At 70.1% G+C, this 16816-nt stretch carries 18 protein-coding genes and 1 pseudogene; 7 read left to right on the top strand and 12 right to left on the bottom strand.

Annotated features, from left to right (window positions below):
• Positions 1 to 39 precede the first annotated feature (39 nt).
• The 3 genes from IEY61_RS20590 to IEY61_RS20580 all read left to right on the top strand — a co-directional run bounded on the left by IEY61_RS20590 (position 40) and on the right by IEY61_RS20580 (position 4086).
• Complete coding sequence (locus tag IEY61_RS20590; RefSeq protein WP_229706212.1) at positions 40 to 2439, top strand: family 43 glycosylhydrolase; 2400 nt, start codon at positions 40 to 42, stop codon at positions 2437 to 2439.
• A 44-nt stretch (positions 2440 to 2483) separates the two neighbouring features.
• Positions 2484 to 3116: a hypothetical protein gene (locus IEY61_RS20585; protein WP_189046776.1), complete on the top strand. Its 633-nt coding sequence runs from the start codon at positions 2484 to 2486 to the stop codon at positions 3114 to 3116.
• 76 nt (positions 3117 to 3192) lie between these two features.
• Positions 3193 to 4086 (top strand): hypothetical protein, encoded by an 894-nt coding sequence (locus IEY61_RS20580; RefSeq protein WP_189046774.1) that lies wholly within the window; start codon positions 3193 to 3195, stop codon positions 4084 to 4086.
• Positions 4087 to 4139: 53 nt separating this feature from the next.
• On the opposite strand, the gene IEY61_RS20575 is transcribed toward IEY61_RS20580, so the two are convergent.
• From IEY61_RS20575 to IEY61_RS31835, 4 genes and pseudogenes are all read right to left on the bottom strand, one after another.
• Complete coding sequence (locus IEY61_RS20575) at positions 4140 to 5162, bottom strand: hypothetical protein (RefSeq protein WP_189046772.1); 1023 nt, start codon at positions 5160 to 5162, stop codon at positions 4140 to 4142.
• Positions 5159 to 5506 (bottom strand): PadR family transcriptional regulator, encoded by a 348-nt coding sequence (locus IEY61_RS20570; RefSeq protein ID WP_229706210.1) that lies wholly within the window; start codon positions 5504 to 5506, stop codon positions 5159 to 5161. The genes IEY61_RS20575 and IEY61_RS20570 overlap by 4 nt, the downstream gene beginning before the upstream one ends.
• Before the next feature lie 173 nt (positions 5507 to 5679).
• A pseudogene (locus tag IEY61_RS31330) lies at positions 5680 to 5904 on the bottom strand (helix-turn-helix domain-containing protein); the annotation flags it as partial.
• Positions 5904 to 6038 (bottom strand): hypothetical protein, encoded by a 135-nt coding sequence (locus IEY61_RS31835; protein ID WP_268240667.1) that lies wholly within the window; start codon positions 6036 to 6038, stop codon positions 5904 to 5906. The pseudogene IEY61_RS31330 and the gene IEY61_RS31835, both read right to left, overlap by 1 nt.
• Before the next feature lie 578 nt (positions 6039 to 6616).
• Here IEY61_RS31835 and IEY61_RS20560 point away from each other — a divergent pair.
• Positions 6617 to 7237, top strand: coding sequence for an NsdA family TPR-like regulatory protein (locus IEY61_RS20560; protein ID WP_189046768.1), 621 nt, complete (start codon positions 6617 to 6619; stop codon positions 7235 to 7237).
• A gap of 8 nt (positions 7238 to 7245) precedes the next feature.
• Here the strand turns inward: IEY61_RS20560 and IEY61_RS20555 are convergent, their stop codons facing one another.
• The 7 genes from IEY61_RS20555 to IEY61_RS20525 form a co-directional block, all read right to left on the bottom strand.
• Positions 7246 to 7566 (bottom strand): hypothetical protein, encoded by a 321-nt coding sequence (locus IEY61_RS20555; protein ID WP_189046766.1) that lies wholly within the window; start codon positions 7564 to 7566, stop codon positions 7246 to 7248.
• A 124-nt stretch (positions 7567 to 7690) separates the two neighbouring features.
• On the bottom strand, positions 7691 to 8101 hold the full coding sequence (locus IEY61_RS20550; RefSeq protein WP_229706208.1) for a DUF6403 family protein: 411 nt from the start codon (positions 8099 to 8101) through the stop codon (positions 7691 to 7693).
• A 108-nt stretch (positions 8102 to 8209) separates the two neighbouring features.
• Positions 8210 to 9076 (bottom strand): carbohydrate ABC transporter permease, encoded by an 867-nt coding sequence (locus IEY61_RS20545; protein ID WP_189046762.1) that lies wholly within the window; start codon positions 9074 to 9076, stop codon positions 8210 to 8212.
• Positions 9076 to 10098: a carbohydrate ABC transporter permease gene (locus IEY61_RS20540; RefSeq protein WP_189046760.1), complete on the bottom strand. Its 1023-nt coding sequence runs from the start codon at positions 10096 to 10098 to the stop codon at positions 9076 to 9078. Before IEY61_RS20540 ends, IEY61_RS20545 begins: the two co-directional genes overlap by 1 nt.
• Before the next feature lie 10 nt (positions 10099 to 10108).
• Positions 10109 to 11398 carry an ABC transporter substrate-binding protein gene (locus IEY61_RS20535; RefSeq protein ID WP_189046758.1) on the bottom strand — a complete coding sequence of 430 codons (1290 nt, stop codon included), beginning with the start codon at positions 11396 to 11398 and terminating at the stop codon, positions 10109 to 10111.
• 400 nt (positions 11399 to 11798) lie between these two features.
• Positions 11799 to 12527: a hypothetical protein gene (locus IEY61_RS20530; protein WP_189046756.1), complete on the bottom strand. Its 729-nt coding sequence runs from the start codon at positions 12525 to 12527 to the stop codon at positions 11799 to 11801.
• Positions 12520 to 12972 carry an RNA polymerase sigma factor gene (locus IEY61_RS20525; protein ID WP_229706204.1) on the bottom strand — a complete coding sequence of 151 codons (453 nt, stop codon included), beginning with the start codon at positions 12970 to 12972 and terminating at the stop codon, positions 12520 to 12522. Before IEY61_RS20525 ends, IEY61_RS20530 begins: the two co-directional genes overlap by 8 nt.
• A 203-nt stretch (positions 12973 to 13175) precedes the next feature.
• Between IEY61_RS20525 and IEY61_RS20520 the strand changes: the two genes are divergently transcribed.
• Entirely contained in the window at positions 13176 to 13376 is a 201-nt protein-coding gene (locus tag IEY61_RS20520; RefSeq protein WP_229706201.1) for a hypothetical protein, read from the top strand.
• Positions 13377 to 13682: 306 nt separating this feature from the next.
• Entirely contained in the window at positions 13683 to 14090 is a 408-nt protein-coding gene (locus IEY61_RS20515; RefSeq protein WP_189046752.1) for a roadblock/LC7 domain-containing protein, read from the top strand.
• A gap of 12 nt (positions 14091 to 14102) precedes the next feature.
• Here the strand turns inward: IEY61_RS20515 and IEY61_RS20510 are convergent, their stop codons facing one another.
• Positions 14103 to 14492, bottom strand: a complete 390-nt coding sequence (locus IEY61_RS20510; RefSeq protein ID WP_229706199.1) for a DUF2267 domain-containing protein — start codon at positions 14490 to 14492, stop codon at positions 14103 to 14105.
• 172 nt (positions 14493 to 14664) lie between these two features.
• On the opposite strand from IEY61_RS20510, the gene IEY61_RS20505 reads away from it, so the two are divergent.
• Positions 14665 to 16812: an alpha-glucuronidase gene (locus tag IEY61_RS20505; protein WP_229706197.1), complete on the top strand. Its 2148-nt coding sequence runs from the start codon at positions 14665 to 14667 to the stop codon at positions 16810 to 16812.
• Positions 16813 to 16816: the final 4 nt, after the last annotated feature.

The raw sequence follows: 16816 nt of genomic DNA, 5'->3' as shown, positions 1-16816 counted from the left end.
CCCCAAGGAGGTTGCTCAGTGATACATCGCTTCCGAAGCTTGACCCGGCGACGGGTCGGCGCGATCGCGACGGCCGGCGCCATGGTGGCCGCCGGGCTCGCCGTGACGGCGGCGCCCGGTCAGGCCGCCGAGACCGAACTCATCGTCAACGGTGGATTCGAGAACGGCCTTGACGGCTGGTTCGTCAACAACGGCAACGCCACCGACGGTGCGACGCTGTCGCTGACGACGGACGCCCACGCCGGTTCGAGCGCCGCGCTGGTGACCGACCGGCAGACGACCGGTTCCGGCCCGATGCAGGACCTCTCCGGCAAGGTGCAGGCCGGGAAGACCTACGCCCTCACCGCCCGGATCAAGTACGAGAACCCGGAGAGCCCCGCGACCAAGGAGTTCTTCGCCACCATGCACTACGGCGGAGGCACCTACACCAACCTGGTCAGTGTGACGGCGACCAGGGGGCAGTGGGCCCACTTCAACGGCCAGTTCACCATTCCCGCCGGGCAGAACGTGACGATGGCCCGGCTCTTCTTCGAGACGCCGTGGACGAGTGACCCGTCCGCGAACCCGAACCTCCACCTGATGGACTTCAAGCTCGACGCCGTGTCCGTGGTCGGCGCTGCGCCGCCTCCGCCGCCCTCGCGGACCATCGAGGTCGTCGGCAAGCTGCCCGGCGAGCACAACCCGTTGATCGGGCACAAGTTCGGCGCCGACGGGTACGGCTTCGTACACGACGGCCGGGTGTACATGTACATGACCAACGACACCCAGGGGTACCAGCCCGACCCGGTCACCGGGATCTCGCCCGGCATCAACTACGGCCACATCAACCAGATCACCCTGATCTCCACCACGGACATGGTGAACTGGACGGACCACGGTGAGATCCAGGTCGCCGGCCCGAACGGCGTGGCGCCGTTCACCGGCAACTCGTGGGCGCCCGGCATGGCCAAGAAGGTCGTGAACGGTGAGGAGAAGTTCTTCCTCTACTACGCCAACGGCGGCGGGTCCAGCAACGTGATCACGGGTGCCTCCCCGCTCGGCCCGTGGACCAGCGAGCGCACCAGCACGCTGATCGACGGCCGTACCCCCGGCTCCGAGGGTGTGGCCTGGAAGTTCGACCCGGCCCCGCTGACGGACGACGACGGCGAAGCGTACCTCTACTACGGTGGCGGTCCCGCGTCGACCAGCATGCCGCCGGCCGAGCGCTTCAACAACCCGAAGAACCTGCGGGTGATCAAGCTCGGTGACGACATGGTGTCGACCGAGGGCACGTCGGCGGTCGTGGACGCCCCGGTGGCCTTCGAGGCGGCCCAGGTGTTCAAGCGCGAGGGCAAGTACTACCTCTCGTACTCGTCGCACTTCGGCGGCAACGACTTCGGCGGCAACCAGACGCGGCTGCCCGGCTACCCCGAGGGTGGCCAGATCGGCTACATGATCTCCGACGACCCGATGTCCTGGTCGAAGGAGACCTACGCGGGCGTGCTGTTCCCGAACCAGTCGCAGTTCTTCGGCAGCGGCACCGGGGGCAACAACCACCAGTCGGCGTTCGAGTACGAGGGCAAGTACTACTTCACGTACCACGCCCCGACGCTGAACAAGCGGATCACCGGCAACAACACCCAGGGCTACCGCAGCCCGCACATCCAGGAACTGGCCTTCAACCCGGACGGCACCATCCAGCAGGTCGTCGGCACCTACGCCGGCGTCGAGCAGGTCCGCGACTTCGACCCGTTCCGGGTCTTCGAGGCGGAGACGTTCGGCTGGAGCAAGGGCATCGCGACCGCGAAGATCGACGGCGGGTCGCCCCAGTTCGGCGCCACCGCGCCGAACCTGGTGGTCCGCGACATCGACAACGGCGACTGGACCGCGCTGTCGTCGGTGAACTTCGGCGAGGGTGCCGGCAGCGTGACGGCGAAGGTGCGTCCGCTCGTGGCCGGCGGGAAGATCGAGGTTCGGCTCGACGAGCTCACCGGGCCGGTCGTCGGGACCATCCAGGTCGACGCGCCGCTCGGTGAGTGGACGGAGCTGAGCGCCCAGCTCGACGGCGTCAGCGGAGTGCACGACGTGTACTTCACCTACTCCGGGCCGCAGGGCGAGGATCTGTTCGAGCTCGACACCTGGGCCTTCGAAGCCGGGTCGGCCACCGTGCTGCCCGTCGAGGTCAGCGCGCAGGTGCGCTGCGTCGCCGGCAAGGCGTACGTCGCCGTGCAGGCCCGCAACGCCCACGACGCGCCGCTGGACATCGTCCTGCGGACCGCGTACGGCGAGCGGTCGGTGATGAGCGTGGCCCCGGGTGCGAACGCCTTCCAGCAGTTCGCCACCCGTACGGGCGCGGTCGAGGCCGGTTCGGCGACCGTACGCGCCAGCGGTTCGATCGACGGTCGGGACGTGACGAGCCTCTTCACCGCCGACTACTCCGGCCTGAACTGCGCCGGCTGACCTGCCCTGTGTCCAACAATCAACAATGACTACGGAGCGTGGGAATGAGAACGAGTAATCGCAAGCGCCTGTTCGCGGCGGCGGCCGCGGGCGCGATGGTCGCCGGGTCGGTGGCGGTGGCGTCGCCGGCGTCGGCCGACCCGGACGGCAACGCCGATGTGTCGGTGACGGTCGACATCGAGGAGATCCGGGAGCCGGGGGTGTTGGCCCTGTCGGTGGCGGGTGATTCGGTGGCCCTGTCGGAGGACGGGTCGACGTTGCTGGTGCGTCAGTTCGTGGGTGTTCTGCCGACGGTGACGGTGACGGACACCCGGACGGAGGACGAGGTGCCGGCGGGTGCGGCGTGGGCGGTGCTGGGTTCGGCGTCCGACTTCGTCGGTGCGGCCGGTCAGGAGCCGATCGGCGCCGGGCACCTGGGCTGGCGGCCGCGGCTGCTCGACGGTGGTGACACCGGTCTGGTGGCCGAGGGCGAGGAGGTCGTGACCGTCGTCGACGAGCCGACGCAGCCGGGCAACAACGTGGGTCTGGTCGACCAGGAGCTGCTGGTCTCCACGTACGACTCGGGTGCGGTGGCCGGTGGCGAGTACGCGGTGGACGCGGATCTGTTCCTGCGTACGCCGGCGGATGTCGCGGCCGGTGAGTACTCCTCGACGCTGACCCTGTCCCTGTTCGAGTAACACCCGTGGTGGGGGTCGCCCGGCCGGGCGACCCCCACCGATGCAACCAAGTCCCGTCCACGTACGTCGAAGCGGCATGAGAACTTCCCGAAGCCGGTGGCTGGCCCTCGTGCCCCTGCTGATGTTGACGGCGTCGGCCTGCGGCCAGCAGGCCGGCGCCGGCGGTGCCGGAGATTCCGGCGCGGCCGAGATGTCCTACTCCGCCGACACCCTGGTGTTCCGGATGGATCACGTGGGCGGGTTCGTGACCCCGGCCATGCGAGCGGCCCGCCTGCCCGGGATCAGCGTCTACGGCGATGGACGCGTGATCACCGAGGGGCCGACGACTCTGGCCTTTCCCGGCCCGGCGCTGCCCAACCTCCAGCTCGGCACGATCAGCGCCGCAGATGTGGAGAAGCTGGTCGAGCTGGCCCGCGCCGCCGGGGTGGGTACGGTGAGCGACCTCGGCACCCCGCCGGTCGCCGACGTCCCGTCGACCCGGTTCACCGTCTTCGGCGTCGACGGCGTGGCGGAGCTGGAGGTGGATGCCCTGACCGTGCCCGCTGGCGGCGACCCCGCCGCCGAGCAGGGCCTGACCGCTGACCAGCGGGCGGCCCGAGAGAAGCTGCGCGAGTTCGCCGAGTCGTTGACCAGCGATTCCGGCCCGCTCGCTGCGGCACACGCCGGTGCACAGGCGTACGCGCCCACCGTCGTGGCGGCGGTCGCCGAGCCGTGGGTCGCCAACGCCGAACTCGGCGAGCAGCCCGAGGTGGCCTGGCCCGGGCCGGCGCTGCCCGGCGCGGATCTCGGCAAGGACCTGGGGGTCGGTTGTGTGACGGTCACCGGCGAGCAGGCGCGGGATCTGCTGACCGCCGCCGCGAGCGCCAACGCGCTGACCCCGTGGGCCTCGGACGGCAAGCGGTGGACGGTCACCCTGCGGCCGCTGCTGCCCGACGAGACCGACTGCACCGACCTCGCGAACAGCCGCTGACCGGAGCGCCCGGGCGGTCGGTCGGCCACCGGCCGCCCCGCGAGCCGCTCGCGTCACTGAGGGTTGGTTGCTCTGAGGCCTCGGGCGGCGAGTACGGCCACCGGTACGCCGACGGCTGCCACGGCGATCACTTCGATCGCCCCGATCGTGGTCAGGGTGGCGTGCTGCACCTGGTTGCGGTAGTCGATCAGGGTCGCGATCCGCGTGACGAGCGTTGCCGTGGCGAGCAGGCTGAACGCCAGCGACCAGGACACGGCACGGGGCGTACGGCGGATCGCGCCACCTGCCAGGTGGACCGCGAGCGCGGCGGCGACCACCGCGCAGGCCAGGCCCGGCCAGTCCAGCAGCTGAAGCGCCGGGGTGGTGGCCTGGGCGATGAACAGCGGCACCGGGACGAGGAGGATGCCGACCGGTAGCGCGAGGAGCCAGGGGCGGCGCGGCACCGCAGGGGTGTCGGAGCGGAAGGCCGACATGGCGAGCAGCAGCACGATGTCGGTCACCCGCATCGCCCAGGGCGCCACGGTCAGTGGCGAGTCACCGGCGGCCGCGATCACGCCGGTGATGACCGGTGGCACGACGGCGATCAGGGCGACCGCCTGGGCCACCCGCCGATGCCCCAGGACGAGCGCGAGGTAGGCCGGCAGCCAGGCATAGCCGGCGAGGTGCCAGGCGGTGCTCCAACTCTGCTCGGGCAGAGTGAGCATCAACTCCGGTGCCGGTGCCGGCAGCCAGGCGATCCGCCCGGCCTGCCACAGCATGACGGCGATGCCGGCGGTGGCGAGCACGGCGTTGGCCAGCACCCCCATCAGTGTCGCCAGTCGCACGGCCTGCCCCCAGGCGTACGCACGGGGTTCCGCGCCGACCCCGCCGAGCCGCAGCCGGAGGGCGAGGGACAGGACGCTGGCGACCTCCGACAGGCTCGGCCGGCCATGGTCCGCGAGATATTCGTCGGTCTCCGGATCGCCGGTGTTCATGCTCTCCAGGAAGGCGGCCACCATCTCGTCTTCCCATTCCTGCCGGTAGGCGGCGGGCAGCAGGCGCAGCACCCGGAGGTAGCGCTCCTCCAGGCGGCTCACGAGGATTCCCCCGTGACAGGTCGCCGGGAGTTGACCAGTCGGGTCGAGGCGAGGCGCGCGTTGGCGGTCAGTCGGCGGGCCTCCGCGTCGAGGGCTTGGCGGCCTTGCTCGGTCAGCCGGTAGTACCGGCGTAGCCGTCCCTGCCAAGCCTCCTCGCGGTCCACTTCGACCAGCCCTTCCCCGACGAGCCGGTCCAGGGCCCCGTAGAGCGAGCCGATCTTCAGCCGTACCCGGCCCTGGGACAGCTCGGCCGTCTCCGCGACGATGCCGTACCCGTGACGGGGAGCGTCGACCAACGCGGTGAGGATGAAGAAGGCAGGTTCGCTCATCGCCCGAGAACTCATGTCGGCACTATATCGTGCCGAGCAAGATATAGTGCCGACGTGAGTCGGGGTTTTTCCCCGTGGGTCATCGCCCGGCGTCGTGGCTGGTCCACGCGTCGGTGAGCGGTAGCGCGTTCATCGCTGGCATCGATCCCGCCCGGGCCCGGTGTCGTGGTGGGCGACGGTTGGCGGGAGCCGAGCAGGACTGCCGGGTCGAGGCGCAGGACGTCGGCGATCTCGCGGATCACGGAGTAGCGGTCGAGTTTCCGTACGCCGCGTTCGACCTTGTCGACCCAGCTCTTCGACTGGCCGAGCCGGTCGGCGAAGGCTTGTTGGCTCATGGCCCGGCGGGCCCGTAGCTCGGCCACCCGCCGGCCGAGTGGTACGGCATTGTGGTCGCGCCGGTGCGGGCGGTTCATCAGCCCCGCTCCACCGACGGCGTGGCGTCGGTGGACTCCCCGCAGCGCGGGCACCACCGCGCCTTCACCTTGAACGCGAACAGCCCGAGCAGAAAACCCGGCACCAGCCCACCGAGCACAACCGACACGGTCATCGAAGCCACGAGCACCCTCACCTCCTGAGCAGCCGAAGGCCGGGACGTTGCCGCGTCCCGGCCGCCGGCCACCTGGACTCGACCGGGATGGATATCGCCGATCCGATGCGTCCATTTGATCCGACTCAGGCTTTGGTGTGGGTGGGTGCGAGTGGTGCCTATTGGTGCGGTTCCGTGCCGTAGTTACCCGATGACATAGGTTCCCCGTAGCCCTTGGCCGCTGTTGACCACGGTGCTGCTGTCCGAGCAGTTGCAACGAACGGTGAGCCTCGATGAGCTGGGGTGGCCGGACGATGGATGTGAGGCCGTTTCTGCCGCTGTCGGTCTGCATCTGCCCTGGTCCTCAACGGGGGCCTTGCAGGCGGCTGAGGTGGTGAACGAACCTGAGGGAATGATGCATCGACGGACGTTCCTCGCCCTGCTCGGCTCCGGACTGACCGCACCGGCGCACGAGTGGATGCTCGCTGAATCTCCGCAGGACGTCGCGTCGACCACCGGCCGTCGGTTGGTCGGCGAGGTCGTCGACCACTTGGACGCGATCACCGCCAGCCTGAGGCGCATGGACGACCATCTCGGCAGTGGTCAAACACTGGGGCTGGTCCGCCAACACCTGCGCACCGTGGTCGGTGTCCTGGGGGAGCGCAGCTATTCCAACCCTGGCCGAGACCGCCCGAGCCACATACCCCGCCACCAGTCCAAAGGTCCCGGTGATCCTCGACCTGCGGGCGGCCGAGGCGTACGCCAACAACCGTTCGGAGACCGACACCCGCCGCGCGCTCGACAACGCGTTCGATCGGTTCAGCGACAATCGGCCGGAACATGGCGATCCCGACTGGTCCTACTGGATCAACGAGGCACAGGCCCACGCTCAGGCCGGCTACTGCTACGTCAAGCTCGAAGACTGGGCGCGGGCCCGTGACCATCTGCGGACCGCGCTGCGGCTACAGGCCGACGAGTACACCCGCGAGGGCGCGCTGCGCAACGCGCTGCTCGCCACCACGTACGTTCAGCAGGAGCAGCCCGAGTTGGACAGGGCGATCGCCCTTGGCGACCAGGCGGTGCAAACCCTCACCGGCCAGGTCACCTCCGCCAGGTGTATCAAGCATGTCCGCAATCTGGTCGACACCTTGCGGCCATATCGGCGTACGCCCGCCGTCCGCCGATTCTGCCAGGACGCACGAGACCTCATCACCACCTGACGTACCTGTCAGGCGGCGCGGACCAGGTCCAGTGCGTGATTGGTGACCCGTGCCGATGCCAGGGGAAGGGCCGCCGCCTGGTCGTCGCCTACGGGCGTCGGCGAGGCCAGTCGAACCTCCAAGATCACGTTGGCGTCCAGTACGGTGACTCGGGCGTCGCCGCGGATCTGTAGATACCGGACCTCGTCGGCGACGACTTGCTCGCTGCCGTCGCCAGCCGAGACCGAAGCCGCTGGTGACGTGCCACTGGTGCAGCCCGAGACCAGCAGCAGCGGCATCACCGCGCCGGCTACCACGGCAAGCACCATCCGGACTGGAATGATCGCCATGGGGTTGAGTGTGCCAGCCCGTTTGGACGTCGCGGGAGCATTACTTGTTGGAGCCGTCATGTCACACAGACATAATCATGTCTGTGTGACATGACGACGTTCCGGCTATCTGCTCCCCGCCGGGTTACCCGTTGCGCACCTCGTTCGTCGCTTCTGCCTCGCCGAGTGGGCGCCCAGCAAACCTCAGGGCCTGCCCGCGAGCCGGGACGCCTTCCGGCTGAGGGTGCCGACCTGGCCGCGCAGCCGGCGTACGCCCGTCTCGTCGGCCCCCTCGATCGCCGTCACCTCGTCGAGCAGCCGGGCGTAGTCGCTGGCCAGCCGCAGGTAAGCCGGGCGGGCGTCGGCGCCGTACCGCTGGTCGAGGTCGATGATCTGCTGGGCGAGGGCGGCGGTGGCGGCGGTGAGCGCCGCCCCGCTCGGCGGCGAGGAACTCGGCGCGGGCCAGCAGGCGCTCGGCCTCGGGCACCCGCGCCCTGGTCGCGTCGCGGCTGACCGTGGCGCTGTCGATCGCCGCGCGCGCGGTCGACCAGGCCACCCGGGCCTGCTCCGCACGGGCCCGCCGGCGGGGCAGCAGGGTGGTGACGAGGCCGGCGGCGAGCTAACAGCACGCCGCCGGCCAACCAGCTGAGCAGGGAGTCCAGGGTCACCCCTTGACGGCTCCGGTCAGCCCGCCGACGATCCGCCGTTGGAACAGGCTGAAGAAGAGCAGGGCCGGGATCATCGACAGCGACGTGAACGCCAGGACCTTGGCCGTGTCGACCGAGTACTGCGAGGCGAAGGCCTGCACGCCGAGCGGCAGGGTGAAGGTTTCCTCCCGGTTCAGGATGAACAGCGGAAGCAGGTATCCGTTCCAACTCTGGATGAAGGTCAGGATGCCCACGGTGATGACCCCCGGCATGGCCAGCGGCAGCACCATCCGCCAGAAGAAGCCCAGCCGGCCGCAGCCGTCGATCGACGCCGCCTCCTGGATCTCGTCGGGGATCGCCCGTACGAAGGGGACCAGGATGATGATCGTCATCGGGATGGCGAACCCGATCTGCGGGAGGATCACCCCCGGCAGCGTGTTCATCAACCCGAGATTCTTGATCAGGACGTACAGCGGGGTGATCGCCACGGTCAGCGGGAACATCAGACCGGCGGCGAAGAGCGAGTACATCGCCCCCCGCCCCCGGAACCGGTAGCGGGCGATGATGTAGCTCGTCATCAGACCGAGGGTGACCACGCCCACCGTGGTGAACACGGCGACGAGGGTGGAGTTGAACACCTGACGCCAGAACGTCGTCCCGGTCAGCACGTCGAGGTAGTTGTTGACCTTCCAGGGGCTGGGCCACCCGGCGGGATCGGTGGTGATCTGCGCATTCGTGCGGAAACCACCGAGGATGATGTAGACGACCGGTGCCAGCATCATCCCGATGAGCAGCAACGCGACGAAGTAGACAGACGGGCTACCCCACGCCAGCCGCTGGCGGGGTCGCCTCGCCCGGCGCCCGAACACGGCGGTCGCGGCCATCAGTTCCTCCCTCCGGTGATCGCGCCTTCGGTGTCCCGGCGCAGGACGAACCGCTGGTAGAACAGAGCGGCGACGAGCGAGACGACGAACAGGACCACGGCGACCGCGTTGCCGTACCCGTACTCTCCGGCGGTCCGGCCGTTGGCGACCATGTAGGTGGCCATCGTCGACGTGCCGGCGGTGTCCGCGATGTACTGGCCCCAGATGATGTAGACCAGGTCGAACAGCTGCAGCGCGCCGATCATCGACAGGAAGGCCCAGATGCGGATCGTCGGCCCGAGCAGTGGCAACGTGATGCGACGCTGGATCTGCCAGTACGACGCCCCGTCGATCGCCGCGGCCTCCGTCAGCTCCTCCGGGATGCCCTGCAACCCGGCGAGAAAGAGGATCACGGCGAAGCCGATGTACTTCCAGGTGAGGATGCCCATCAGCGTCCAGATCGCGATCTTGGGGTCGGAGAGCCATTCGCTCTGCAGCCAGCCCAGCCCGATCTTCCCGAGGACGGCGTTGACGACGCCGTCGCCGTGCAGCATCAGGCTCCAACCGGTGCCGACGACCACCTCGGAGATCACATAGGGGACGAAGATGAGCACCCGGATGAGCGTCTGCCCCCGGATCTGCCGGTTCAGCAGCAGGGCGAGCAGGACGGCCGCCGGCCCCTGGAGCAGCAGCGACAACACCACGATGATGCCGTTGTGGCGCAGGGCGGCGAGGAAGGTGCTGTCCTCGAAGATGAGCAGGTAGTTGCGGAAGCCGACGAAGTCTTCGGCCGGCCCGTAACCCTGCCAGCTGAAGAAGCCGTAGTAGGCCGCCATGGCCACGGGGAGGATGACGAAGGACAGGAACACGACCAGTGTCGGCCCTGTCATCAGCGCGATCTCCAGCCGGGCCGGCCAGCCGATGCCCCTGCGTGTCCGGCGCCCGGCCGGGGGCGACACGACCGGCGTGTCACCCCCGACCGTCGTCAGACCCGGGGACGGGTCCGGCGCGAGCCGTACGCTCTCGTGTTGCGTGTCAGACATGGCGGTCGGGCTACTGAGCCCTCTTGGCGGCGGTCTTGACCGCGTCCACGATGCTCTGCGGGTCGCCCTTGCCGGCCAGCATGTTCACCACGGCGCTGTTCAGCGCGTTGCCGACGTTCTGCCCGTAGACCGTGTCGAGCCACTGGGAGACGAACGGCGCCTGGCTGTAGGCGGTGAGGATCGACTTCAGGTGCGGCTCCTCGACTGCGGCCTGCGCCTCGCTGTTGACCGGCGGAGCGTTGAACGCCTCGTAGTAGGCCTTCTGCACGTCCGTGCGCGCCATGTAGTTCAGGAAGGCGCTGCACTCCGTCTTGGGGGCCTGGGCCGAGCAGGAGTAACCGTCGACGCCGCCGAGAATGGCGCCGGGCTGACCGGCACCGCCCTCGATGCTGGGGAAGGGGAACCAGTCCAGGTCGGGCAGCGGCTTCTCGTCCGGGGTCAGGGAGGCGATGACGCCAGGGTTCCAGGCACCCATCAGCTCCATCGCCGCCTTGTGGTTGGCGAGCAGACCGGCGGAGCTGCCGGCGCCCTGCTGCGCCGACGTGGTCAGGAAGCCGTTGTTGAACGGCTTCGCCCCGGCGAAGCTCTGCACGTCCTGACCGGCCTTCAACCAGCAGGGGTCGTCGAAGTTCATCGTCTGGCCGGCCTGGGTGATCGTCTCCGAGCTGCACTCGCGCAGCGCGAAGAAGTAGTAGTAGAACGCGGCCGGCCAGGCGTCCTTGGCGCCGAGGGCGATCGGCTGGATGTTCGCCGCCTTCAGCTTCGTCACGGCGTTCTGAAGGTCGGCGAGCGTGGTCGGCGTCTGCGTGATGCCGGCCTTGGCGAACAGGTCCTTGCTGTAGAAGAAGCCACCGGGCAGAACCGCCACCGGCATCGCGTAGACCTTGCCGTCGATCGTCTGGGCGGTGAAGGACCCCTCCGAGATCACCTTCTTGGTCTCGTCGGTGATCGAGCCGGTGATGTCCATCAGCTGGCCGGCCTTGACCATCGCGGCCATCTTGCCGCCGCCGCGCTGCATGAAGACGTCGGGGGCGTCGCCGGAGTTGAGCGCGGTCTGGAGCTTGCCGTCCAGGTCCTCGTTCTGGATGGACTGGATTTCGATCTTCACGCCCGAGTTGGCGGCTTCGAAGTCGGCGACCGTCTTCTCCCAGAAGGCCTTGCCCGGCCCGGTGGTGGCGTTGTGCCAGAAGCTCATCGTGACGTTGCCGTCACTGTCCCGGTTCTCCGAGTCGCCGCCGCAGGCGGCCGTAGCCAGCATGCCTGTCGCCAGGGCTACCGCCAGTAGCTTTCTCGCCCTCATCAGTGTTCCTTCCTGCCGAGGCTGTCCACCTGAAACTCCCTCCGGCGAACGGAGCTACCGACCAGGGCATTCAAAGGCAGACCGGAGGCTTCCCTCCGGTCGACAGGCGCTGGTCCGGTGCTCGGCTCGCGGCCACATCGCGGTCGACCGGAACGACCCGGGCCACCGACGGCCAAACAGTCGCAGACCGAACGGGAAAACACAAGACACGTTTCCGAAACTTCCGGCCCGGTCCGTCGAGTGTGGCGGCGCGGCGCCGGGCGCGAAGCGTTGGTGGCGAGGCCAGCGAGCCGACGGTGACCGGTTCACTCCGTCTCCCGTCGGAGTGTGCGGCTCCGGCTTATCGGAAAACTCCCGGTAGGAACTCCGTCACGGAAAGAGGGCTCGGCGTCGAGCCGGGTCACGCCAACGAGGTGGCGATCGCGACCGCCTCGGTCATGGTCAGCTCGCCCTCCAGCCGGTAGACCACCCCCGCGTCCTCCCAGATCAAGGTGGCGGCGGACAGCCGGGCGCTCTCCTGCCGCAGCGTGCCGGCGCGGTCCAGGTACGACACCGGGTGCGGCTCACCGACCCAGATCGCCGATGCGGCGCCGACCTGCGTCCACTCCGTTCGCGCGCTGGCGACCTCCTTGAAGAAGACCGGATCGAGGCGACCGTCGAAGGCGTCCAGGCGCAGCTCGCCGCCCTGGTAGAGCAGGCTCGCCACCCGATGGCCGCCGCTGTCGTCCGGGTCGGCCACCAGCACCCGATCGGGCGGCCCCAGCGCGGCCGGCAGCCGGATCGGGAACCGCACCGACCGCTGGGCCTCGTCCAGCCCGACCGGCCGCTGCGCGGGCAGCGGCGACGGGGAGCCGGTCGGCAGCACCGGTGCGGAGGAGGTGCTGATGATGATCCCGGCGAAGCGCAGCAGCCCGGTCACCGTGTCGGCGACGGCGGCCCGGCCCGGCGGCAGCAGCGCGACGAGCAGGGCGGCCAGCGCCGCCGCGAGGGCGTACCGCCATCGGTGTCGGCGGACGGCCGGGGCGCTCGTGGCGACGAGCCGGGCGCGCACCTGGGCGGCCACCTCCGGCGGCTCGGGTGTCTCCAGCCACCCGGACAGTGCGCGCAGCTCCCGCTCCAGGTCATCCACGGCTCAGCTCCTGGACGTCGAGCAGACCGCGCAGCTTCACCAGGGCCCGGGAGGTCCGGGACTTCACCGTGCCCCGGGGCCAGCCCAGCATGGCCACCGTCTCGTCCTCGCTCAGGTCGAGGAAGTAGCGGCAGACGATCACCTCGCGGTCCTTCTCCGGTAGCAGCCGCAGCGCCCGGACCAGCGCGGCCCGCCGTTCCCCGGCCAGGACCGCGCCGACCGACCCGTCCTCGGCTTCCGAGCCCGGCGCCACCCGCGCGGCCCGCAGCACCAACCCGTGACGTCGGTCCCGTGACCGGTGCAGGTTGCGGGTCTCGTTCGCCACGATCGCCAACAGCCAGGACCGAAACGACGAGTCCCCGCGATAGCGGGACAGCTTCCGGTACCCCTTCACGAACGCCTCCTGGATGACGTCCTCCGCGTCCGAACCCGCGCCGAGCAGCACCGCGGTCCGGTACGCGGACGCGGTGTGCCGGGCGACCAGGGACTCGTACGCCCCCAGGTCACCTGCCTGAGCTCGGGTGACGCACTCCTCGTCGTCCAGTGGAACCTCCCGGTGCGGTCACTGTCTGGACACCGCCAGCGTCGTGCTGGTTCCACTGTCGCTGGACAAAACCTCGACGCGTCCGACGGTGTCACCGGGACATGATGCCGAAGAGCCCGATCCCGGTCCGCCGCCCGGCCGCCGACACCCGGGTCCCCGACCCGCTGCTGATCGAGGTCAACGGTGGACTCGGCGTGCTGCGTGGCCTGGCGGCACCATCTCGGTGGTTCTCCTCCGTCGTGGGTCAGCGACCGCTGATCGCCGACGACGCTACGCCCGGTGAGCGGCAGGGGTATCGAGAGTGAATCCGCAACCCGCCCCCGCCCGGTCAGGGACCAGCGCCCCCTCGTACGTTAGGGGGATGGGGGGACGGGGATCGGCTGAAGTTGGGGCTCCTGATGCGATGGCGATCTCTGGTACGAACGTAGGGCCCGTGCGGGATCCCCGGGGGCATCCCCGTACGGTCGGGCGTCCAATCACCCCACCGACGCGCGAGCGAGCAAGGAAGAAGGCAGATGCCGTACGCCCTCGGGATCGACATCGGCAACACCAGCATCGTCCCTGGTGGGCAGAGGCATCCGTCAGTATCGCCGATCCGAGAGGACAACTCCATGACCCCTGCTGTGGCCACCGCCGACAACCTCGGACGTGCGCTCGACGACATCGTCGACCGGGTACCGGGTGCGCAGTTCGCGGTGGTGCTCTCGCCGGACGGGCTCCTGCTGGGCGCGTCCCGTGGCATCGACGACGAACTCGCCACCCAGTTGTCCAGCATGGTCTGCGGCCTACAGGCGCTCGGCCTGGCCGCCGCCCGGGTGTGTGGCGACGGCGAGTTGCACCAGGTCGTCGTGCAGATGTCGCGGGCGTTCCTGTTCCACGCCACGACCGGCAACGGCGCGGTGCTCGCCGTCGGCATCGACGGTGACGCCGAGGTGGGGGACATGGCGTACGAGGTGGCCATGTTCGTGGCCAGGGCGGGACACCACCTGCCGGTGTACCTGGAACCGGCCGCCCCGTAGCGCCGGGGCGCCTTACCGGTCGTAGGGCGGGGCCGGGTTGGCCACCTGCCACAGCTCGGCGGGCAGTTGCGCGATGACGTCGTCGTAGTCGCCCGCGTCGATGCTGTCGCGGATCGTGTCGAAGACCGCCCGGATGCCGGCCTGCGCCAGGTCGGGCTCGACGTCCGCCCGCCCACCGACCCGCTGCACGAACACGTCGAGCCCGAACGGCTCGGCGCTCTCGTCCGGGGCGAAGGCGTACGCCCGCAGCGCTTCGGGCAGCCGGTCGGCCAGGTCCCGCGCCTCACCGCCGTCGATCCGCTCGGCGAGGGTGGTCAGCGTGGCCCGCGCGAGGGCGGCGGCCTGCTCGGCCGACGCTCCGGTGCGGCGCGCCACGGAGTCGATGAACTGGTCGTTGTCCACCTCGCCGGCCCCCTTCTCACCACGGACCGGGCGTCTACCCGGGAAAAGGCCCGGCAAACGACGCGGCGCCCCCGGCAGCGTGGGGAGAAGCCGGGGGCGCGACTTCCGGAAGCACCTTGACGCATTCGGAGGAATCATTACGATCTGCGCAATGCGACGGTATCGCCGCCGAATGCCCGTGATCCCACCCGACGTCGCTCCCGACGTACACCCGGCCTGGCTGCCACCGGAGGCGTTTCGCGCCGTCGGTTCCCGGCACACCCTCGTCTCCGGCGACGGGCCGCTCGTCGACACGGTGTTCGGAGAGGTCGAGCGGGCCTGCGCCGGGCACGGCGGCGCCGTCCGGCGGGCGACCGACGAGCCCGACGCTCGGCCGGCCGACCTGGTGCTCGCCCTGACTCCGGCGCTGCCGGCGGCCGACCGTCGGCCCGACGACGTCCGCGAACCCATCGCGGCGTCCGACACCGACCCCGACGCGGTACCGGCGGCGCAGGTCGACCTCGACGCCGTTCGGGCGGCGCACGTCGACCTCGCCGGCGCGGCGCTCGGTGCCGAGGGCTTCGCGCTGACCCGTCACGGCCAGGTCACCGTGGTGCTGGCCGACGCGCCCGCCGGGCTCCTCTACGGACTGTTCCAGGTGGTGCGCCTCGGCGAGGCGGCCTTCGGCCCGGAGTGCCCGGTGCGGGTGCACCGCCCGGCGCTGGGCCGGCGGATGCTGGACCACTGGGACAACGTCGACCCGCATCCGGTGATGGGGCAGGTCGAACGCGGCTACGCCGGCGGGTCGATCTTCTGGCGCGACGGGCGACCCCGGCGCGACCGCGCCCGGGCGCGGGCGTACGCGCGGCTGCTGGCGGCGTGCGGCGTCAACGCGGTGGCGGTGAACAACGTCAACGTGCACGCCACCGAGGCCCGGCTGCTGACCGACCGGCTCGACGACGTGGCCGAGATCGCCGACGAACTGCGGCCGTACGCCATCCGGGTGCACCTCTCGGTCACCTTCGCCGCGCCCGTCGTCCTCGACGGCCTGCCCACCGCCGACCCGCTCGACGATGCGGTACGCACCTGGTGGGCCGAGGCCACCCGCCGGGTGTACGCCCGCATCCCGGATTTCGGCGGCTATCTGGTGAAGGCCGACTCGGAAGGGCAGCCCGGGCCGTTCAGCTACGGCCGCGACCACGCCGACGGGGCGAACCTGCTGGCCGAGGCGCTGGCGCCGTACGGCGGCGTGGTGCACTGGCGGGCCTTCGTCTACAACCACCGGCAGGACTGGCGGGACCGCTCGACCGACCGGGCCCGGGCCGCCTTCGACCACTTCGCCCCCCTCGACGGCCGGTTTCGGGACAACGTGATCCTGCAGGTCAAGCACGGCCCGATGGACTTCCAGGCGCGGGAACCGGTCTCCCCGGTGATCGCGGCGATGCCGGGCACCCGGCTGGCGGTGGAGTTCCAGGTGACCCAGGAGTACACCGGCCAGCAGCGGCACGTGTGCTATCTGGCCCCGTGGTGGAGCGAGGTGCTGCGGTACCGCCCGTGGGGCGACGGCGGCCGGTCGGTCGCCGACGTGGCCGCCGACGGCGGTGATCTGGTCGCGGTCTCCAACGTGGGCGACGACCGGTTCTGGACCGGGCATCCGCTGGCCCAGGCCAACCTGTACGCCTTCGGCCGGCTCGCCTGGGAGCCGGGGCTGACTCCGGAGGCGGTGCTCGACGAGTGGATCGACCTGACCTTCGACCCGGCGCGGTCGACCGGTCCCGCGCTGCTGCGGCGGACGTTGCACGAGGTGATGGACGACTCGTGGCGCACCTACGAGCGATACACCGCCCCGCTGGGCGTGGGCTTCATGGTCCGACCCGGCCACCACTACGGCCCCGACGTGGACGGGTACGAGTACACCCCGTGGGGCACGTACCACTTCGCCGACCGCGACGGGCTGGGTGTGGACCGTACCCGCGCCACCGGCACCGGCTTCACCGGCCAGTACCCGCCACCCTGGTCGCAGGTGTACGAGTCGCTCGACGAGTGCCCCGACGAGCTGCTGCTCTTCTTCCACCACGTGCCCTACGACCACGTGCTGCACAGCGGCAAGACGGTCATCCAGCACATCTACGACAGCCACTTCGACGGCGTACGGGAGGTGGAGGAGACGGTCGGGCGTTGGCAGCGCCTCGCCGGGCTGATCGACCCCGACGTGCACGCCCGGGTCACCGAGCGCCTCACCGAGCAGCTGCGCTGCGCGCGGGAGTGGCGCGACCAGGTCAACGCCTACTTCCACCGCAAGTCCGGCACCCCCGACGCCCACCACCGCCCCCTGCACTGACAAG

Source organism: Micromonospora sonchi, assembly GCF_014646235.1.
GTDB lineage: Bacteria > Actinomycetota > Actinomycetes > Mycobacteriales > Micromonosporaceae > Micromonospora > Micromonospora sonchi.
The sequence above is the reverse complement of the archived record's forward strand: the minus strand, read 5'-3'. Positions and strand labels throughout refer to the sequence as shown.